The sequence below is a fragment of the Ciceribacter lividus genome, assembly GCF_003337715.1.
Classification (GTDB): domain Bacteria; phylum Pseudomonadota; class Alphaproteobacteria; order Rhizobiales; family Rhizobiaceae; genus Allorhizobium; species Allorhizobium lividum.
This window is the reverse complement of sequence record NZ_QPIX01000005.1, coordinates 175,201-194,561: the sequence shown is the minus strand read 5'-3', so window position 1 is coordinate 194,561 and position 19,361 is coordinate 175,201. Positions and strand designations below refer to the sequence as shown.

Annotated in this window: 23 protein-coding genes; 11 read left to right on the top strand and 12 right to left on the bottom strand. The window is 63.1% G+C overall.

The window, feature by feature from the left end; genetic code table 11:
* Positions 1–4: 4 nt before the first annotated feature.
* A complete protein-coding gene (locus tag DFR48_RS10940) occupies positions 5–1,177 on the bottom strand; it encodes a DUF2336 domain-containing protein (RefSeq protein WP_114363178.1) in 1,173 nt (390 codons plus the stop codon).
* Between DFR48_RS10940 and DFR48_RS10935 the strand changes: the two genes are divergently transcribed.
* Positions 1,176–2,000, top strand: a complete 825-nt coding sequence (locus DFR48_RS10935; RefSeq protein ID WP_147273529.1) for an aldolase/citrate lyase family protein — start codon at positions 1,176–1,178, stop codon at positions 1,998–2,000. The two genes, DFR48_RS10940 and DFR48_RS10935, sit on opposite strands and share 2 nt — an antisense overlap.
* 7 nt (positions 2,001–2,007) lie before the next feature.
* Here the strand turns inward: DFR48_RS10935 and DFR48_RS10930 are convergent, their stop codons facing one another.
* Together DFR48_RS10930 and DFR48_RS10925 are read right to left on the bottom strand one after the other, a co-directional pair.
* A complete protein-coding gene (locus tag DFR48_RS10930) occupies positions 2,008–2,622 on the bottom strand; it encodes a flavin reductase family protein (RefSeq protein WP_114363176.1) in 615 nt (204 codons plus the stop codon).
* A complete protein-coding gene (locus tag DFR48_RS10925; protein ID WP_114363175.1) occupies positions 2,622–3,206 on the bottom strand; it encodes a nitroreductase family protein in 585 nt (194 codons plus the stop codon). Before DFR48_RS10925 ends, DFR48_RS10930 begins: the two co-directional genes overlap by 1 nt.
* 109 nt (positions 3,207–3,315) lie before the next feature.
* Between DFR48_RS10925 and DFR48_RS10920 the strand changes: the two genes are divergently transcribed.
* Positions 3,316–4,260: a hypothetical protein gene (locus DFR48_RS10920; protein ID WP_114363174.1), complete on the top strand. Its 945-nt coding sequence runs from the start codon at positions 3,316–3,318 to the stop codon at positions 4,258–4,260.
* A gap of 84 nt (positions 4,261–4,344) precedes the next feature.
* On the opposite strand, the gene thrS is transcribed toward DFR48_RS10920, so the two are convergent.
* From thrS to DFR48_RS10900, 4 genes are all read right to left on the bottom strand, one after another.
* Entirely contained in the window at positions 4,345–6,333 is a 1,989-nt protein-coding gene (gene thrS, locus DFR48_RS10915) for a threonine--tRNA ligase (RefSeq protein WP_114363173.1), read from the bottom strand.
* A 151-nt stretch (positions 6,334–6,484) separates the two neighbouring features.
* Positions 6,485–6,904, bottom strand: coding sequence for a DUF2267 domain-containing protein (locus DFR48_RS10910; protein WP_114363172.1), 420 nt, complete (start codon positions 6,902–6,904; stop codon positions 6,485–6,487).
* A gap of 64 nt (positions 6,905–6,968) precedes the next feature.
* Positions 6,969–7,352, bottom strand: a complete 384-nt coding sequence (gene yidD, locus DFR48_RS10905) for a membrane protein insertion efficiency factor YidD (RefSeq protein ID WP_114363171.1) — start codon at positions 7,350–7,352, stop codon at positions 6,969–6,971.
* 2 nt (positions 7,353–7,354) lie between these two features.
* Positions 7,355–7,801 carry an iron-sulfur cluster assembly scaffold protein gene (locus DFR48_RS10900; protein WP_114363170.1) on the bottom strand — a complete coding sequence of 149 codons (447 nt, stop codon included), beginning with the start codon at positions 7,799–7,801 and terminating at the stop codon, positions 7,355–7,357.
* A gap of 278 nt (positions 7,802–8,079) precedes the next feature.
* Between DFR48_RS10900 and folE the strand changes: the two genes are divergently transcribed.
* The 3 genes from folE to DFR48_RS10885 all read left to right on the top strand — a co-directional run bounded on the left by folE (position 8,080) and on the right by DFR48_RS10885 (position 10,239).
* On the top strand, positions 8,080–8,685 hold the full coding sequence (gene folE / locus DFR48_RS10895; protein WP_112689740.1) for a GTP cyclohydrolase I FolE: 606 nt from the start codon (positions 8,080–8,082) through the stop codon (positions 8,683–8,685).
* Positions 8,686–8,713: 28 nt separating this feature from the next.
* The gene (gene hisI, locus DFR48_RS10890; RefSeq protein ID WP_114363169.1) at positions 8,714–9,175 is read left to right on the top strand and encodes a phosphoribosyl-AMP cyclohydrolase; all 462 of its coding nucleotides are present in this window, start codon (positions 8,714–8,716) and stop codon (positions 9,173–9,175) included.
* A gap of 104 nt (positions 9,176–9,279) precedes the next feature.
* Entirely contained in the window at positions 9,280–10,239 is a 960-nt protein-coding gene (locus tag DFR48_RS10885) for a patatin-like phospholipase family protein (protein ID WP_114363168.1), read from the top strand.
* A gap of 21 nt (positions 10,240–10,260) precedes the next feature.
* Here DFR48_RS10885 and DFR48_RS10880 read toward each other — a convergent pair whose 3' ends face one another.
* Together DFR48_RS10880 and DFR48_RS10875 are read right to left on the bottom strand one after the other, a co-directional pair.
* Complete coding sequence (locus DFR48_RS10880) at positions 10,261–10,695, bottom strand: CBS domain-containing protein (protein WP_114363167.1); 435 nt, start codon at positions 10,693–10,695, stop codon at positions 10,261–10,263.
* Between the two features lie 170 nt (positions 10,696–10,865).
* Complete coding sequence (locus tag DFR48_RS10875; protein WP_245415584.1) at positions 10,866–11,618, bottom strand: rhomboid family intramembrane serine protease; 753 nt, start codon at positions 11,616–11,618, stop codon at positions 10,866–10,868.
* Between the two features lie 322 nt (positions 11,619–11,940).
* On the opposite strand from DFR48_RS10875, the gene DFR48_RS10870 reads away from it, so the two are divergent.
* The 6 genes from DFR48_RS10870 to DFR48_RS10840 all read left to right on the top strand — a co-directional run bounded on the left by DFR48_RS10870 (position 11,941) and on the right by DFR48_RS10840 (position 17,184).
* On the top strand, positions 11,941–12,552 hold the full coding sequence (locus tag DFR48_RS10870) for a PilZ domain-containing protein (protein ID WP_114363166.1): 612 nt from the start codon (positions 11,941–11,943) through the stop codon (positions 12,550–12,552).
* A gap of 460 nt (positions 12,553–13,012) precedes the next feature.
* Positions 13,013–13,624 (top strand): transglutaminase-like cysteine peptidase, encoded by a 612-nt coding sequence (locus tag DFR48_RS10860; protein WP_114363164.1) that lies wholly within the window; start codon positions 13,013–13,015, stop codon positions 13,622–13,624.
* Positions 13,625–13,900: 276 nt separating this feature from the next.
* Entirely contained in the window at positions 13,901–14,698 is a 798-nt protein-coding gene (locus DFR48_RS10855; protein ID WP_114363163.1) for a hypothetical protein, read from the top strand.
* A gap of 156 nt (positions 14,699–14,854) precedes the next feature.
* Positions 14,855–16,300 carry an SPOR domain-containing protein gene (locus DFR48_RS10850; protein ID WP_114363302.1) on the top strand — a complete coding sequence of 482 codons (1,446 nt, stop codon included), beginning with the start codon at positions 14,855–14,857 and terminating at the stop codon, positions 16,298–16,300.
* Between the two features lie 51 nt (positions 16,301–16,351).
* Positions 16,352–16,615, top strand: coding sequence for a hypothetical protein (locus DFR48_RS10845; protein ID WP_114363162.1), 264 nt, complete (start codon positions 16,352–16,354; stop codon positions 16,613–16,615).
* 41 nt (positions 16,616–16,656) lie between these two features.
* On the top strand, positions 16,657–17,184 hold the full coding sequence (locus DFR48_RS10840; protein ID WP_114363161.1) for a gamma carbonic anhydrase family protein: 528 nt from the start codon (positions 16,657–16,659) through the stop codon (positions 17,182–17,184).
* A gap of 20 nt (positions 17,185–17,204) precedes the next feature.
* Here DFR48_RS10840 and DFR48_RS10835 read toward each other — a convergent pair whose 3' ends face one another.
* From DFR48_RS10835 to DFR48_RS10825, 3 genes are read right to left on the bottom strand one after another with little or no spacing between them, the layout of a single operon-like run.
* Positions 17,205–17,600, bottom strand: a complete 396-nt coding sequence (locus tag DFR48_RS10835; protein ID WP_114363160.1) for a Fur family transcriptional regulator — start codon at positions 17,598–17,600, stop codon at positions 17,205–17,207.
* Between the two features lie 22 nt (positions 17,601–17,622).
* Positions 17,623–18,432, bottom strand: coding sequence for a zinc ABC transporter permease subunit ZnuB (znuB, locus tag DFR48_RS10830; RefSeq protein ID WP_114363159.1), 810 nt, complete (start codon positions 18,430–18,432; stop codon positions 17,623–17,625).
* Positions 18,425–19,351 carry an ATP-binding cassette domain-containing protein gene (locus DFR48_RS10825; protein ID WP_114363158.1) on the bottom strand — a complete coding sequence of 309 codons (927 nt, stop codon included), beginning with the start codon at positions 19,349–19,351 and terminating at the stop codon, positions 18,425–18,427. Before DFR48_RS10825 ends, znuB begins: the two co-directional genes overlap by 8 nt.
* Positions 19,352–19,361: the final 10 nt, after the last annotated feature.

Sequence of the window (19,361 nt, the reverse complement as noted above, 5' to 3'; positions counted from 1 at the left end):
CGTCTCAGGCCGCCGTGAGCGCAAGCCCGGTCGCGTAATCACGGGCAAGACGACGCTGGTCGATGATCGCGAGCTTCTCGACCATGTCGAGAAGCGCTCTTGCGGTCTCGCTTTCCGGCGGTTCTTTGCGATAACGCTCGATCAGACGAGCGGAAACGCTCTCCATTTCGCTGCCACAGGCTGCCTGGATCGCGTTCCGCCAGAGCATGATCGCCTCGACGAAAACCGGGCTTACCTCCCGCGGCAGCCCTGTCGTTTCGAGGAGCGCGCGAACCGCATGGAAGCGCCCCGTCGCGAGGATGGACCGGACGCGTCGTTCATCGACACCCGACAGGCTCACCATGCCGGCAGCGAAGAAGTCGGTGCGCCCCGAGCACAGGGCATGCATGAGGAAGGCGGGCGTCAAGCGGCCGGTGTCGCGCAGATGTTCGACCAGCGATGGAAGTTCGTCGGGCAGTACGTTGGCGGCAATGGTGATCGTCGCACTGGCGCCCGCCTCGCGGATCAGATTATCGATGCGACGGCTGTCGACCGCCGCCCTGACAAGGCCGAAGCTGGTGAGCGCTTCCGTCACATGCTGGACGAGCAGCTGGCGGGCATCGGCCGGAAGGTCGTCGCGATCGAGCAGCAATGCCCGGACATTCTCATCACCGCCGTGCCGTTCGGCGATCCGCTTCAACGTAAAGCGTGCGATCGCGGCCGACGGGTTCTCGAGCAGTACCAGTGTCTCCGCCGCATCGCCGATCTCCGCGAGCGCGGCGGCAAGTCCCCGACCGATATGCGGACGGGCGGCGATGAGCATGCGGGTTGCGCCTGATCCCCGGCCGGCGAGATCGACGAGATCCATTTCACTGAGAACGGGGGACCGGAGGATCACCAGAGAGGCGATCTCGGGCTGATCCTCCGCAAGTGAGATCATCAGGGGGCGCGGCGCCTCCTGTGAGTCGGCAAGCGCCTCGGCGAGCGCAAGGCGAACCCGCGGCGACGGGTCGTCCAGCAGATACGTCATCGCCACCTTGGCAGCGCGCCGCTCTTCGGCGGCCATTCTCGAGCGCAGGAACGCCCGTGCAAGAGCATTGGCCGCCCGCGCGCGATCCACCGCCCTTGCGGTCTCAACCCAACGAAGAAATGTCTCTACGATCAATTCCAGCCCCAGCGGATTCAAGCGAGTCCCCATGGCCTTTCAGCCACGGTTTCACGTTATCGCCAAAGTGTTTAAGATTGGTTCACCATATCCGTTAACCACGAGGCTTCCCTTGAAAACACATGGGCGATTTGAGCTCGGCGGCCAGCGCATCAGGTCCGTGCTTTTGCAGGGGCTTTTTGGCGAGCGCGGAGACTTTGCCGGCGCCGACGCCGTTGCAATCGACATGCGGGGAGATCGGCTGAGCGAGATCGCGAATATGGAGGATGCTCTCCAAGCATTCGTCCGAAGAATGGGCACGCAGACGACTCCGCCCGCACTTCTCGCGCTTGTTCCGCAAGCTCACGACACGGAGGCGCTCACCCTGGCCCTCTCCCTCGTTGTCCCCCACGGGCCGGATGCAATCCTGCTCTGCGGCGCGACCTGTGGCGTGGACGTGCAGAAGGCCGATATCATGCTGTCGGTAGAAGAAGCGAAGGCGGGCCGTGTGGTCGGCCGCACGGCGATCCTTGCCGTTGCCGGCGACAATCCGAAAGGGCCGCTTTCGGCGATGAGTTTTGCCGGAAAATCCGGACGTCTGGCGGCACTTGCATGGAGTCCCACGGCTCTTGCCGCGAACCTCGGGGTAGTCGCCTCCCTCGACTCGATGCCCCTTCCCTGCGGCCTGGCGACCGCACGCGGGCTCATATTGCTCGGCGCGGCGTCGGCCGGCGTCTCCGCCATTGACTGGCTGGGAGCGGAGGCCGACGAGGACCGCGTGTCCGAGGCGTGTAGGACCGCGTTGCGGGATGGCTTTTCCGCCATGATCTGCGAGCGACCGGAACAGGTCGCGACAGTCAATCGCCTCTTCTCGTGAGACAGCGTCAGGTTTGCGAGGGCGGCGCCGGCCGCAAGACCTCGAAGGTCGCCGACGCCTCCGCATAGTCCATATAACCCATCCGCGCCATCGGCCTTGCCAGCGCGGCGTCGAAACGGCCGTCGCGCAGCACCCGTTCATCGATATGGATGCCGACGACCTCGCCGAAGACCGCGTAGCTGTCGGAGAATCCGCCGACAGCCGTCTTCAGCCAGTGGATTTCCGTAACCTTGCACTCGAAGGCCGCAAGCGCCTCGCCGACATAGGGCGCATCGACCATCTTGCCGGCGACGGGCGTGAGGCCCGCAATCGAAAACTCGTCGACACCATAGGGCACGACGACCGATGATTCGTTCATCGGCTTCAGGATCTCTGCGCCGACGAAGCTGGTTGTGAAGACGCCAGTCTCCTCGACGTTGCGCAACGTGTCCTTTCGTCCACTCGATGAGAACATCACGATCTTCGGCCGGTCGCTGACGGCATTGAAGAAGGAATAGGGCGAGAGATTGATCGAGCCGTCCCGCCCCTTCGAGCCGATCCAGCCGATCGGCCGCGGCGTCACGATCGCCTTGAATGGATCGTGCGGCAGGCCGTGCCGGTTCGTATCGGTCGTATAGAACATCATTCGTCTCCACCGACCCATGTTACGACGTCCGTGAGTGACGGGCGCGGACGCTCGGTGACGGGGAAGGTCGTCGAGCCGATATGGATGAAACCGGCGACCTTTTCTCCAGGAGCCACGCCGAGCAAGGGATAGGCACCCTCGTCATAGGCGAACCACTCGGTAAGCCAGTTCGAGACGTAGCCATGTGCATTGGCCGCCATCAACAGGTTGAGGCAGACGGCACCGGCCGACATCAGTTGCTCCCATTCCGGGATCTTCTGGTGCGGAGCGGCACGGCTGACGACGGCGATCACGACCGGCGCCCGGGTAAACCGGGTCTTCTCGACGGCCTGCATCTCGCCGCTCAGGTCGGGGTTCTTCTCCATCGCCATGGCAAGGAGCGCATCGCCGATCCGCGCCCGTTCGGCGCCCCGATAGACGATGAAGCGCCAGGGCGCCAGCTTGCCGTGATCGGGAACCCTGACGGCCAGCGTCAGAATCGCTTCAATCTCCTCTCTCGACGGTCCGGGTTCACACATCTGGAAGGCGGGGACGGAGCGGCGAGTCGCCAGATATTCGGCAAGGCGGATGTCATTTTTCATGTTGATTTGCTTTCCCTTCGGCTAGCACGACGGACAAGTCTTGAAATTGCCATCGCATTCGGATTGAAGTTGCTTCCATTGGTGAGGAAGTCAACTGATTGTGCATCCCATGAGAGTTCATCGTTTTGTCGCCCGCCTGGCCCTCATGCTGGCGGTCAGCCTGCCGGCGATGCCATCGACGGGAGCGGACGATGCGTTCAAGTCGTTCAAGCAACTCGACAGCACCGCCAAAATGCCGAAGCTCAAGGCCTTCTCCCCGGATTTTGGCGCGACGCTGAAGCCTCCGGTCGCCAAGAACATCGTCTTCGAAGCCAAGCTCACCGGCGATGGAGAGCCGGTTCAGCAGGGCCTCTCCTGGCGCGTTTTCAGTCCCATTCCCGCCGATGACGGAAAACTGCCGCTCGTCGCCAGTTCCGAGGGAGGATCGGCCGATTTCCAGCTTTCGCCGGGCGACTATTTCGTCAACGTCTCGTTCGGCCGTGCCGGCGCCACAAAGAAACTCACGGTTCCGGAAAGCGGCGACGTCGACAAGCAGGTCCTGGTGCTCGACGCCGGCGGCATTCTTCTGAACGCCGTCTCGGGCGACGATACCCGCATTCCGACGGCCGATCTGAAATTCAGCGTCTACTCTTCGGAAACGCAGGAAGACGGCGAGCGCGGGCTGGTGATGGCCAATGTCAAACCGAACACCATCGTGCGGCTGAACACAGGGACTTACCACGTCGTTTCGGAATACGGTTCGGTCAACGCCGTGGTGCGGGCCGACCTGAAGGTCGAGGCCGGCAAACTCACGGAAGCGACCATCCAGCACCGCGCCTCGCAGATCAGCTTCAAGCTGGTGTCCGAGGCCGGTGGCGAGGCGATCGCGGATACCGCCTGGTCGATTCTCACGGCCTCCGGCGACGTGGTCGCCGAAAGTGTCAGCGCCTTCCCGGTCATGGTCCTCGCCGAGGGCGGCTATACGGCGATCGCCCGCAACAAGGACAAGATCTACCAGAAGGACTTCACCGTCGAAGCCGGCCACAACATCGACGTCGAACTGATCCTGAACTGACACGCCTTTCAGCTCCCCGCACACCACGAAAAAGCCGGCAGCCCCCGAAGAGCCTGCCGGCGTTCATTCATGATCGCGGACTGATCAGGCGCGGGCGTTTTTCGCCTCGACCTTGCGCTTGACGTCTGGCGGCGTCGCTTCCCAGGAGAGCGCGGAAACCGCCTCGCCGAGCGACATCGACACCTGCTCCTGCGAGCCGAGGCGACGGATATTGACCGTGCGCTCCTCCGCCTCGCGCTTGCCGCAGACGATGATCACCGGAACCTTGGTCACCGAATGTTCGCGGACCTTGTAGTTGATCTTCTCGTTGCGGAAGTCGGTCTCCACCGTCATTCCGGCCTCGCGCAGGGCGTCCGCCACCTCGTTGCCGTATGCATCGGCATCCGAGGTGATCGTTGCGACAACCACCTGGACCGGAGCGATCCAGAGCGGCATGTGCCCGGCGAAGTTCTCGATCAGGATGCCGAGGAACCGCTCCATCGAGCCGCAGATCGCCCGGTGGATCATCACCGGCTGGGTCTTCTCCGAGTTCTGGTCGATGTAGAAGGCGCCGAAACGCTCCGGCAGGTTGAAGTCGACCTGGGTCGTACCGCACTGCCACTCACGGCCGATCGCATCCTTCAGCGTGTATTCGAACTTCGGCCCGTAGAAGGCGCCCTCGCCCGGCAGGATGCCGGTCTTGATGCGCCCGCCGGACTGCGCCTCGATCTTCTGCAGCACTTCCATCATGACGCCCTCGGCGCGGTCCCAGAGCTCGTCGGAACCGACGCGCTTCTCCGGACGGGTCGAGAGCTTCACGACGACCTCGTCGAAGCCGAAGTCCTTGTAGACCGAGAGGATCAGGTTGTTGATGCGCAGGCATTCCGCCGCCATCTGGTCGTCGGTGCAGAAGACGTGCGCGTCGTCCTGCGTGAAGCCGCGCACACGCATCAGGCCATGCAGAGCGCCGGACGGTTCGTAACGGTGAACGATGCCGAATTCCGCAAGTCGAACGGGCAGTTCGCGGTACGACTTCAACCCATGCTTGAAAATCTGTACGTGACCCGGGCAGTTCATCGGCTTCAGCGCGAAGACACGGTCGTCCTCGTGGTCCTCGCCGGCGACCGTCACCTTGAACATGTTGTCGCGATACCATCCCCAGTGGCCGGAGATTTCCCACAGCGACTTGTCGAGCACCTGCGGTGCGTTGACTTCCTGGTACGTACCGGAAAGCCGGCGACGCATGTAAGAGACCAGCGTCTGGAACATGCGCCAGCCCTTGCCGTGCCAGAAGACGACGCCGGGGCCTTCTTCCTGGAAATGGAAGAGATCCATCTCGCGGCCGAGCTTGCGGTGGTCGCGCTTTTCTGCTTCCGCCAGGATGTGCAGGTAGTTGTCGAGATGTTCCTGCTCCGCCCAGGCCGTTCCGTAGATGCGGGTCAGCATTGGGTTGTTCGAGTCACCACGCCAGTAGGCACCGGCGACCTTCATCAGCTTGAAGGCCGTTCCGATCTGTCCGGTCGAGGCCATGTGCGGGCCGCGGCAGAGGTCGAACCAGTCGCCCTGATAGTAGATCTTGAGGTCCTGGTCCTCCGGGATCGCATCGACAAGCTCGACCTTGTAGGCTTCACCCTTCCCGGCGAAGACTTCCCTCGCCTTGTTGCGCGGCCAGACTTCCTTGGTGAACGGCTTGTTGCGCTGGATGATCTCCTTCATCTTCTTCTCGATCTTCGGCAGATCGTCGGGCGTGAAGGGTTCGTCCTTGGCAAAATCGTAATAGAATCCGTTCTCGATCACCGGACCGATCGTCACCTGGGTTCCCGGCCAGAGCTCCTGCACGGCCTCGGCCATGACATGGGCGGCATCGTGACGGATGAGTTCCAGCGCGCGGGGATCGCTGCGCGTGACGATTTCGATCTTCGCGCCGTCGGTGACCGGATCGGCAAGATCGGTCATCACACCGTTCAGCGTGACGGCGACGGCCTTCTTGGCCAGCGACTTCGAGATCGATTCGGCGACGTCCCGACCGGTCGCGCCGGCAGGAAAACTGCGCTCGGAACCATCGGGAAATTTCAGGGAAACGGAAGCAGACATGAAGTTCTCCTTATCCAGTCCCGCCAACGAATGCGGGTGGTGAAAGGGCCGGAGTCGACCGGCCGCGACGTCGCGCGTGATACCGGGAAATCCGCCGGGAGTAAAGGCGATAGCCGGCTAGAGTATCCGTGTCGGTCAAGGCAACGATACTCTAGCTGAACCAGAACTGCTTCGCCCCGTCAGGCAGGTCGGAAAGGCCTTGATCCAGCACCGCATCGCCGAGCGTCTCCCTGAGAACGGCCGCCACATCCGCGATGGCGCTTTCGGTCGAGAGATTGTGGTCTGGCCGCAGCGCCTTCACTTCCCGCGTCATCTCTTCCCTCGGGCCGAAGGCTTTTCGCGGTTCGTCGAGGTCCCACTCGCGAATGAAGAGTGCGCGCAGACAGGCCGGCAATAGTTGCGCGAACGCGATCGCCTGTGCCGGCTCCAGGCGACGGCGAAACGTGCGCAGCACGCCATCCACCATGGTGAAGGCCTGGTTGGTGGTGCCGAGGCCGGCGCGGTCACGAACGGAAACAAGGAAGTTCTCGAAATCCCTTGTGGCTTGTCGATACTCCATCGGAACCGTCATGACGTCGTTTCCTCTCTCTCGCAGCGGAGGCGTCAGCCGCGGAGACGCACCCCGTGTTTCGCTCTCAACGGCTTATGTCCGACCGGTGCAGGCCCACCCGCCAGTAGCGCCAGGGCGCCCACCAGTGGTAGCGCTCGTCCAGCGTCTCCGGCACCGGATCGTAGCCCCAGGTGCCACCCGGCCCGCAGCGTCCGACGCGGAAGAGCGTCAGGAAGCCGCCCGCCCAGAGCCCATGTCGGGCGATCGCCTCGTAACCGTATTCCGAGCAGGTCGGCATGTGGCGGCAGGAATTGCCGACGAAGCCGGAGAGCGTCAGTTGATAAAGGCGGATGAACCCCATGCCGAGGAGCCGGCCGGGTGTCTTGGCGAAGGGGCCGGACCAATTGCGACCACGGCGCACCGGCAGCTCATGATCGTGACCGCCGCCACACTCGGGAGCATTGCACATCGTCAGCCCGCCACCGCGGCCGGCCGTTTTGCCTCGACCTGGTCGATTGCATCCACCACGGCGTCGAAAGTCAGCATGGTGGAGGCGTGCCGCGCCTTGTAGTCCTTCACAGGCTTCAGGAACCGCATGTCCTCGAAACGGCCCGTCGGCCCATCGCCGTCGGCCTTCAGCATGGCGAGCATATCTTCCCTCGCCCGGCGAATCTCGTCTGCGGTGGCGCCGACGACATGGCGCGCCATGATCGAGGAGGACGCCTGACCGAGGGCACAGGCCTTCACCTCATGGGCGAAATCGGTGACAACGCCACCATCCATGTTCAGGTAGACCCTGACCTTCGAGCCGCAGAGCTTGGAGTGCTTTTCGGAGACCGCATCGGCATCCGGCAAGGTTCCGATCCGCGCGATATTGCCGGCAAATTCGAGGATCTTGCTGTTGTAAATGTCGTCCATGCGCTATCGAACCCTAGAATGCGATGCTATTAGCGGCCCGTTCCGGGCAACTGTCGACGCCCCGGCAACAGTGTGTCGCACCGTCATTCCTTCACATGCCGCGTCGGTCTCACTATATAAGAAGTGCAAACGCGGTCCAAAGAAAACAAGAGCCTTGTCGCGCACGGCCACGGACAAACGAGAGATATGGGCTTGCCATCATGAGCCGAGTTACGCATTTACAGGCTGGAAGAACACAAAACGCCGTCGGGCCGTCGACGGACCGGGAGACCGAAGGCATGGACGCATTCGCCAAGAAACTGTCGCAGGAGAGCGCTCGGCCGACCCGCGAGGAAGCGGAGGAAGCCGTTCGCGTGCTGCTGCGCTGGGCCGGCGACGACCCCGCCCGCGAAGGGCTGATCGACACCCCGAAGCGCGTCGTGAAGGCCTATAGCGAGCTCTTCGCCGGTTACGACGCCGACATCGAGGACGTGCTGGGCACGACCTTCGAAGAAGTCGCCGGCTATGACGACATCGTGCTCGTCCGTGACATCCCGTTCTTTTCCCATTGCGAGCACCACATGCTGCCGGTGATCGGCAAGGCGCATATCGCCTACCTGCCGTCCGGCCGCGTGCTCGGGCTTTCGAAGATCGCCCGCATCGTCGAGGTCTTCGCCCGCCGTCTGCAGACGCAGGAAGCGATGACCGCGCAGATCGCCGATGCGATCAACCATGGTCTCAGCCCGCGCGGCGTGGCTGTCTTCGTCGAAGCCGAGCACATGTGCATGGCGATGCGCGGGGTCCAGAAATCCGGCTCCACCACGCTCACCACCACCTTCACCGGCAGCTTCAAGGACAATGCCGCCGAACAGGCGCGCTTCATGTCCATGGTGCGTGGCCGTTGACCCCCGTAACACGTCCGAAAGACAGGTCATGACCATCACGTTCGAACCTCCCCCGGCGGACAAGGGCGCGCTGGAGGCGGAGGGTGCCTTCACGCCGAAATTCGATGCCAACGGCCTCGTGACCGCAGTCGTGACCGATGCGCGCGACGGCGAATTGCTTATGGTGGCCCACATGGACGCCGAAGCACTCGGCCTGACGCTGGAAAGCGGGATCGCGCACTATTTCAGCCGCTCCCGCAACAAGATATGGAAGAAGGGCGAAACCTCCGGTAATCTCCAGCATGTGAGGGAAATGCGCGTCGACTGCGACCAGGACGCCGTCTGGCTGAAGGTCGAGGTCGCCGGACATGACGCCACCTGCCACACCGGCCGCCGCTCGTGCTTCTACAGGCGTGCGACATTGGCCGGCGGCGAAGCGCGACTCGAGATCGTCGACCACGACCGGCACTTCGACCCGGACGCAGTCTACGGAGACGCATCAAAGGGCTGACTTCGATCCAGGACGACACATCGGCGCCCTTTCGTTAAACGGTTTGGTAAGTCTCCGGTGCGTTAATCCAGGCATTGGGAGCGTTCAGCCAAGGGTGTGCGTAGATGCTGAACTGGAATACGAGGAACAATCCGTCTGCCGCGGGGCCCGTCCAGGGAAGCGGCCAGGAGCCGATCGTCATCGATCCCGGCCCTGTTCCCTCGCCACCGAAAAAGGCACCGATCGCGCTCGCGCTCGGCGGCGGAGCCGCCCGCGGATGGGCGCATATCGGTGTGCTCAGGGCGCTCGACGAAGCAGGCGTCGAAGTGAGCATGATCGCCGGCACCTCGATCGGCGCACTGGTCGGCGGCTGTTATCTGGCCGGCAAGCTCGATGAGCTCGAACTCTTTGCCCGCTCGCTGACGATGCGACGCATCGCATCCCTGCTCGACCTCACGATCGGCGGTGGCGGCCTCCTCGGCGGCATGCGCCTCACCAAGCGGATGCAGGAACATCTGCAGGGGCTTGCAATCGAGGATCTGCCGAAGCCCTTCATCGCAGTCGCCTGCGAGCTCAAGACCGGCCATGAGGTCTGGATCGACGGCGGACCGCTGATCACGGCCCTGCGCGCCTCCTACGCCCTTCCCGGCATCTTCGAACCGGTTCACTGCAACAACCGCACGCTGATCGACGGAGCACTGGTCAATCCGGTGCCGGTTTCGGTCTGTCGTGCCTACGAACAGCCGCTGGTGATGGCTGTAAACCTGCATTACGACCTTTTCGGCCGCTCGGCCGTCGTCAAGCACAAGGCTGCCGAAATCGCGTCGCCCGAAGGAGAGCCGCGGAAGCATCACGGCCGCCTCGGCATGACCGGCGTCATGGTTCAGGCCTTCAACATTATCCAGGATCGCATCTCGCGCGCCCGGCTTGCCGGTGACCCGCCGGATCTGGCCCTGCAACCGCGCGTCAACGATATCGGCCTTTCGGAGTTTCACCGCGCCGGCGAAGCGATCGACCGCGGCTATGAGGAGGCAAAGCTCCGCCTGGGCGAACTCAAGCGGATGCAGGAAGCCTCCATTCGCTGAGCCGTCGGCGGCAGCGGCCCGCTATCCGGCGATATAGGCCTTGATCTGTTCCGCCTCTGTCTCGATGTCGCGAATGCGGGACTTCACCACGTCCCCGATCGAGATGATGCCGGCGAGTTTGCCGTCCTTCTCCACCGGAACGTGACGGAAACGCCGGCCGGTCATCACCTCCATCAGCTCGTTGACGGTCGTCTCTTCGCTGCAGCAGTGGACGTTCTTGGTCATCACGGCGGCGACCGACTGGCTCAGACTGATCGAACCGCTGCGACCGACGGCCCGAACGAGGTCACGTTCGGTGAAGATTCCGGCGATCTTTCCCTTCGCGTCACAAACCACGGCAGCGCCGATATGGTTCTCCTCCAGGATGCGCGCGGCGTCAGCAAGGGTGGTATCGGGCGCAATGGTGACGACGTTGCGGCCCTTCTCTTCGAGCATACTCCTGACCGTTGCAGACATGGTTCCTCCTTTTCCAGATCGCTGGCATTCAATGGACCGCCATCAGCCCCTCCCGGCCGCGACGGAACACTGAAAATGGTGCCCCTATTCAAGGAAGTTTGCAACAAGTTCGACGGTTCGGCCAACCCTGCCAAACGAGGGGTTTGCGCCTCCGCGATCGTCAGACCGGTTCAACCACGTCGCTGCGGGCGGTCGAAGGCGGCAAATCCCAGAAAGCCGACGAGGAAGCCGCCGATATGCGCATCCCAGGCAACCGCCCCGGAGAGCGCGCCCACCAGCGGCAGCCCGATCGCAATCACGAGATTGCCGAAGAGCCAGACGACGATGAACACCACCACCGTCCGCTGACGGAGCGCCGCGGGAATGGAAAGTCTCGGGAGCGGCCGGTCAGGCTGGACACGAACCGATCTTCCCGGCCCGAAGGCGAAGCGGCAGGCCGCTCCCATGAGTGCGGATATGACCCCTGACGCACCGATCATCAGCGTCGGCTGGCCCCAGTTCACGAGCGCGTGCATCAGCGCTCCGCCGGCGGCCGATACCACCCACAACGCTGCGAAGCGCCATCCGCCGATCCGCCGCAGCACCGGCGTGCCGAAGGCCGCAAGCCACAGGCCATTGAAGGCGAGATGCTCAAGGCTGCCATGCAGGAAGGAATAGGTCAGCGGCGTCCACAGCCATTCGTAACCCTGCTCCGAGAAGCCGTAGACGTAACGCAGCGGCGAGAAGCCGAACTCTATGACGAGCCACTCGGCAGAATTCGGCGACAACAGCGTCGACTGGACGAAATAGATCGCGGCCAGCCCCGCAAGGCAAAGCAGAATGCCGGTCGGCATGTTGAAAACCGGCGCGCGCTCCGCGCCACCGTCGGCTGATTCGCCACCCGGCCAATCGTCGCCCGAAGGCCGTTTCGGCATTTCATCCATGTCTGGCGCATCCCTGTGACCACTCGTCATCGGAGCCTTACAGGAGACAAGGAGCAAAAAAAAGCCGTCCGGCTTGATAACCGGACGGCCAATCGAATGCACGGGAAAGCCGTGCTCGACAGTTGGTGCCGAAGGAGACCCTTCGAAATCAATGGGCACGATGTGCCACAGGCAATGTTAGCATGCAATCCAGTTTCGAAAACAAGATTAACCGCGGCGGTTTCACCCTTTGGCTGCGGATTGGCACAACGCTCGCAAAACTTTCTGTTAACCGCTCGGCGGTAAGGATTTAACCATAGCTGAACCGCCAAGAATCGACACCATGTTCACTTCGCAGGCATCCCAGACCGGTAGTGCAGTTTCTCCCGCCGGGCGTCGGGCGTTCCAGCGTGTCAGCGTCAGCCTTCAGGGACGGTTGATGCTCGCCAGCTACGACGAGTATGTCTGCCAGGTCGTTGACATGTCGCCGGGCGACGTGCGGTTCGCTTGTGCGGGCCGTCCAGCACCCGGCGAGAAGGTCATCGCCTATATCGACCACCTCGGGCGTCTGGAAGGCAACACGATCAAGCTGACCGAGGACGGCTTCGTCATGTCGATCGTGGCGACCGGCCGCAAGCGCGAGAAGCTCGCCGCGCAGCTCACCTGGATCGCCAACAAGCACGAACTCGGCCTGCCCGAGGATCGCCGCCACGATCGCCTCACGCCACGCCAGACGCGCACCGAGCTTGTCCTGGAAGACGGCCGGCGCTATCCATGCCGCCTCATGGACCTGTCGCTCTCGGGGGCTGCCATCGACATCGACATTCGCCCGCCGATCGGCACGGCGGTGCGCGTGGGCAACATGCGCGGCCGCGTCGTCCGACATTTCGTCGAGGGCGTGGCGATCGAGTTCCTCACCCTGCAGTCCCGCGAAGCTCTCACCGAGTTCCTCTGATCACGCGGAGAGGCGGCGAGCTGCCCCTCCCAGGAAACGCGCCGGTTTCGCCGCGCGCTCACCACTTTCAATTACGCTAAAGAAATCCTGAACATGAAAGGGGCGTTCGCGTCCCTCGATTTTCCGCGCGTGACGGCTTCCGGTATCGCTTGACGGCAGGCGTCCATCGCCTGCGCAGCGTGATCGTCGGAACCGTCACAGCCGGAGCTGCGGCACAAATTCAAGAATTTCGATTTCTTTTCAGTCACTTGTCGCCTCATGCGGATGACGCCCAGCATCCGCGTATGTGAGAGTATGTAAAATTTTATGCAAAATATCATCAAATACAAGTACAGATTTATTCTTATTTTCTTCTATTTTTCACGCAATTATACTCAAGTAAATGGCGATTTTTACTTCGTATCTTTGCGCAGAGTAAAACCGCGCCTGTCATTGTCTTCCCAACACGGGGAGACGACAAATGACCAAGAAAAGAAGTCTGAGTGTTGCAGTTCTGGTGGCCCTTCTCAGCAGCACCATCGCGCTGCCGGCCGCGGCAATGCCGTCCAACATGCGTGTGGTCGGCAAGGCGAACCCGCCGATCGGGCATTACGAGTTCTGCCGGAGCTATCCGGACGAATGCCGCGCCAAGGGTGGCGACACCGGTCCGGCGGTATTGACGGAGGAGGCCTGGCGAACCCTTCTCGATGTCAACTACACCGTCAACACCTCCATCGAACCGCTGACGGACGAGGAGATCTATGGCGTCGAGGAGCGTTGGGCCTACCCACGTTCGGTCGGAGACTGCGAGGACTACGCGCTCCTGAAGCGCAAGCTCCTTATTGACCGCGGCTTCTCGCCGGCCGATCTGTTGATGACGGTCGTCCTGCAGCCGAACGGCGAAGGCCACGCCGTCCTGACGGTTCGCACCGACCGCGGCGACTTCATTCTCGACAACATGCGCAACAAGGTATTGCTCTGGTCGGACACGGAATACACTTACCTGAAGCGTCAGTCGGCCGACGATCCCGGCCGCTGGGTCAAACTGCAGGACGGTCGCGCGACTGCGGTCGGCAGTGTCGGCTCGAACTGACACGCCAGATACGCGCTTACGGTTCGGTCATTCCGTCACCCCGTCCCTTGACCGAACCAAAAGCCGGTCCCGTGCCCCGCGGGACCGGCTTTCGCCTTCCAGACCGGCGTGCGAGGCAATTCGCCCCTTTTACGCGGCATTAACCATCATCCGACTATTTCTTCAGGCACTGTATCATTCGCAGCGCGTGATGCTCCGCCCGCCGACGTAGACGGGCCTCCCCTCTGGTCTCGCGTAACAGACTGCATCAGCGACTGCCGGCGGACGGGACGTCACATGAAGAAGTCGGCTGCACCTGGACAAACCTCCGAGCATCTGCCCCTGATATCCAACCGGTTCGTCTACACCGCGACCGCGCTCATCGCGGTCCTTGCCGCGCTCTCCGTTGTGATCAATCTCGGCGGCCGACGACTGGGTGCCGAACTGGCGCTTGCGGGACACAGCGACAGCACGCAGGCCTTTCTGATAACAATCGGGCAGGATCAGCTTCGCCTGACCGCCAACACGATCCGCTTCGAGGCCCAGCGCCGCGACGGCCCCGCGGAACGCGCCGATCTCTACCTGCTCTGGCCGGAGATGTCGGGGTATCGCAGTGAGTTGCGCGCGCGCTTCGACGACGTCACCCAGCCCGACGGACTCATCTTCGTACAGCTGTCGCAAAGCACGATGTCCCGCGACATGTCCGGACGCGTGGAGCCGATCTACAGCCATCTTTTCGAGGGGCCACCCGAAAACGGTCCACACGGACTTACCCTGCACCGCCTGAAATCCGATGCCGGATATGGCAACGAGGTCCTCCTCACCGCCCATCGTCCAGGAGAGTCCGATTTCGCGGTCCGCTGCATCCTCCCTCCCGAAGGAACGCCGGCCAGCAGCGGCGACTGCCAGAGGGACATCCATGTCGGCCGCGACCTCAGCGTCCTCTACCGGTTCTCGAGCGCCCTCCTTTCCGACTGGAGCGCGATCGATACGGCTGTTCGCACCTACGTCACTTCTCATCTCGATCATTCGGCGGCGTCTTCATCTGCTTTCACTAAAATTGCAGATGAACCAGCAAGAAATGATTCATTATAAACCTCTTGGTAAGGCTGCCGCCGTAAGCTCTGGCGAAATGGTCGCGTGGGGGCGCGCTCAATTCGTCGTCGTTAGCATACGAAGAGTTTCGCGGTGAAAAATATCAGGTATTTCCAAGGCTTGACCTCCATCCTCTCGGCGTCGGCACGCAAGGTGATGGTGACTGCCATGGCTTTCTCGGCGCTGTTGTTCATTGTCTGCGCGCCGGCGAATGCGGCCCCGACCTATGCCGGCATCGTGATCGACGCCAATACCGGCAAGGTGCTCTACAGCGAGAACGCCGACAGCCTGCGCTACCCTGCGTCACTCACCAAGATGATGACGCTCTATCTGACCTTCGAGGCCCTGAATTCTGGCAAGATCGGCCTGAACAGCCGCGTCCCGGTTTCCGCCAATGCCGCGGCCGAACCGCCGTCCAAGCTTGGCGTCGGCGCCGGTCGCTCGGTAACCGTCGAGCAGGCGATCCTTGCACTCGTCACCCGCTCGGCGAACGACATCGCGACGGCCCTCGGCGAGTACCTCGGCGGTTCGGAAGCCCGTTTCGCCAAGATGATGACCGCCAAGGCCCGCAGCCTCGGCATGAGCAAGACGACCTACCGCAACGCCAACGGCCTGCCGAACACCGCGCAGATGACCACCGCGCGTGACCAGGCGCGCCTCGGCATCGCGCTGCGCCAGCATTTCCCGCAGTACTACGGGTACTTTTCGGCCCGCAGTTTCAAGTTCGGTAATCAGGTGATCGGCAATCACAATCGCCTGCTCGGTGCCGTTCGTGGCGTCGACGGCATCAAGACCGGGTATACGCGTGCCGCCGGCTTCAATCTCGTGACGTCGGCCCAGGCGGACGGCCACTCGATCGTCGGCGTCGTCATGGGGTCCTCCTCCGGCGCCAAGCGCAACGAGACGATGAAGCAGCTCGTGCTTCGCTACCTTCCGAAAGCCTCGCGGTCCGGCACTGGCGATTTTGTCGTTGCCCGCAGCGAATCGACCATCGCACCGGAAGCGCCCCTCTCGGCAGAGCCTTCGGCGGCCGCGGCATCCGCTTCTGCGTCTGCCGTCGATCTTCCCTCGCGCGGCCCGCTTCCGGAAATCCGTTACGAACCGGCCGGCATGCAGACCGCCTACGCGAGCACGGGCAGCGCCAGTCCTGCGCTGGAAGCCGTCACCGCTCCCGTCGCCGCTCCGGCAGCCGCCAGCCTTCCGGTGCCCGAGCCCGCGCCTGCCTATATGCCGGAATCGAGCCTGAAGACCGCCCGCGTCACGAACGAGCAGGCGTCTCTCGAACCGGTTGCGGCGCCTGCGCCTGCTATCGATGAGATCGACAACACCGTGACCGCTTCGACCCCGAAGGCCCCGTCGGGATGGGTGATCCAGATCGGCGCCGCGGCCGACAAGAAACTCGCAATGGAGCTTCTGCGCAAGGCGCAGGACGAAGGCGGCAAGGTATTGCGTTCCGCCTCCCCCTTCACCGTCGCCTATGGCAGCGGTTCCGAACAGGTCCACCGTGCACGCTTCGGCGGGTTCGCCGACCAGAAGGCAGCCGTGAACGCGTGCAAGGCGCTGAAGAGCAAAGGATTTGGCTGTTGGGCTTCCCTGCAGTAAGCAGGACGCCCGTCGGCCACCTCGAAATGTAGTGAGTACGAGGTAGCAGACATGGCATCGAACGAGAACAGCTTCGGCCTCTCGCCCCATGGCGGAGAGGCGAGAAGGCCTAGCCGTAACACGTTGCATCCACTCCACGAGGCGGCGATGCGGATCGCCGATCTCGGTCGGAAAAGGTCGATGACGAAGGACCTGATCGGTCTTCTCCTCTGCCACGGCGCGCGCGCCTGGCGCTACTCGCAGCCGGAAGCCAATATCCACCTGCATGTCTGCGCACCCGGAGGCCGCGCGCCGGTGGTGCTGAGACTTCGCTGAAGCCACGCAACCAACGCCAGCCGGTAGCACGGAGTGCCGCAATGCCCCTTTATGCGCTCGGAAACTTCGTCCCGAAGACGCCCGCCGCCGAGCGCTTCTGGATTGCGCCCGATGCCCATGTGATCGGCCAGGTCGAACTCGGGCTCGACGTCGGAATCTGGTTCGGATCGGTATTGCGCGGCGACAACGAGCCGATCGTGATCGGCGACGGCAGCAATATCCAGGAAGGCGCCATGGTACACGTCGATCCGGGCTTTCCGGTGCGGATCGGCAAGGGCTGCACGATCGGCCATCACGCGATCATCCACGGCTGCACGATCGGCGACAATTCGCTGATCGGCATGGGGGCGACGGTGCTCAACGGCGCGAAGATCGGCAACAACTGCCTGATCGGAGCCAACGCACTGGTGACGGAAGGCAAGGAATTTCCCGACAATTCACTGATCGTCGGCTCGCCGGCGCGGATCGTTCGCACGCTCGACGAGCGGGCCGCCGCGGGCCTCAGGCTCTCGGCCGAGAACTACGTCCGCAACTGGCAGCGGTTTGCGCGCGAGCTGCGGCCTCTCTGAGGGGCACTTATCGCCTCCCCTCAGCTACACTGGCGGCAGAGACCGCGGATCTCGATGGTCGTCTTCTCCGCCTTGAACTGTTGTCCCTTGGCCCATTCGGAGAGCCGGTGGTCGATCGAGTGGTCGTGAAACTCGGTGACGCCGCCGCAGCTGTTACAGATCGCGAAGGCGACCGTGCCGTGCCGGCAGCACTCTTCCGCCGGATGGGAGCAGGCAACGAAGGCGTTGATGCTCTCAAGGCGATGGACCAACCCGAATTCCACCAGCTTCTCAAGCGCGCGGTAGACCTGCAGAGGCGCCCGAAACCCGTGATCACGCAGCCGGTCGAGGATCGTATAGGCCGACATCGGCCCTTCCGACCGCATGAGCGTGTCGAAGACGAGAGACTGATTGCGCGTCAGTTGCGGTGTGGTCATGGTCTCCTCCGGGTTCACTTTCTCAACGGGCTGTGGTCTCGGCACGCCGCAGCCTGAAGGGCAGCAGGCTTGCGAGAAACAGGACCGTCGCCGCGACGACAATCGACGGTCCCGACGGCGTGTCATAGGTCAGCGATCCAAACAGGCCGCCTGCGACGGCAAGCGCGCCGATCAGCGAGGCGAGCACGGCCATCATCTCCGGCGTCGACGAAAAGCGACGTGCGGCCGCCGCCGGGATGATCAGGAGCGACGTGATCAGCATGATCCCTACGATCTTCATCGCAATCGCGATCACGAGCGCCATCAGCAGCATGAAGGCCAGCCGTGACCGTTCTGGATGCATGCCCTCCGCCTCAGCAACCTCGGGATTGACGGTCGCCGCAAGCAGCGGTCGCCAGAGCCAGGCAACAAGAGCCAGCACCGCCGCTCCGCCGCCCCAGATGATCGCAATGTCGGTGGGCGTAACCGCGAGAATGTCGCCGAACAGGAAGGCGATGAGATCGAAGCGCACCCAGGACATGAAGGCGACCATGACGAGGCCGACGGCGAGCGTCGCGTGGCTCAGTATGCCGAGCAGTGCATCGGCGGAAAGCGCCTGCCGACGCTGCAGGAGGAGAAGGACCAGCGAGACCGTGACCGCGACCGCGAACACGCTCGCCATCAGGTTCACCGAAAAGAGCAGCGAGAGGGCAACCCCGAGCAGGGCGGAATGCGCCATGGTGTCACCAAAATAGGCCATTCGCCGCCAGACCACGAAGCAGCCGAGCGGCCCGGTCGTCAGAGCGAGACCGATGCCGGCGATCAGCGCGCGGGTGAAGAAGTCGTCAAGCATGGCGGTCGCCCCTTCTTTCTTCGCCGTGCGCCGGGCCGCTGGCAGCCTCATGCTGATGGGCGCCGTCATGATCGTGGTCATGACCGTGATCGTGATGATCGTGTCCCGCGTGGCCGTGATGGCCGTCGCCGGGATAGCAGTGTTCCGTCACCGAACCGTCGGCATGGAGTACCCGCCCGTCCGGCAGATGGGTATGGTCGTGTTCGTGACGGTAGACGGCGAGCGTACCGGCCGCCCTTGCCCCGAAGAGGCGCATATATTCCGGGCTCTGGCTGACATGGGCCGGCGTGCCGCGACAGCAGACGTGGCCGTTGAGGCAGATGACCGTGTCCGTCTCCGCCATGACGACATGCAGGTCGTGAGAAACCAGCAGGATGCCGCAGCCGGTGCGGTTGCGGATCGAGGTGATGAGATCGTAAAGGGCAATCTCTCCGGCAAAATCCACACCCTGGAGCGGCTCGTCGAGCACCAGCAGGTCGGGCTTGCGGGCGATCGCCCTTGCCAGCAGGGCGCGCTGGAACTCACCTCCCGAAAGGTGCTGGACCTCGGCACCTGCAAGATGGGCGATGCCGACGGCATCCAGCGCTTCGAGGATGTCTCGTTCGGAAAGCCTGCCAGTCAGCGTCATCAGCCGACGCACGGTGAGCGGCATCGTCCAGTCGACGGCGAGCTTCTGCGGGACATATCCGACGGTCAGGCCCGGCTCGCGCACCGCCTGCCCTTCGTCCGGCCGCAAGACACCGATCGCCATCTTGGCGCTGGTCGACTTTCCCGATCCGTTCGGCCCGATCAGGGTCACGATCTCGCTGCGGTGAACGGTGAAATCGACGCCGCGGACGAGCCAGCGACCGTTACGGCGAACGCCGGCGCCGGAGAGACTGACGAGCGGCTTGCCGCCCGGTTTGGCAGAATGAAGCATGGTGACCTGA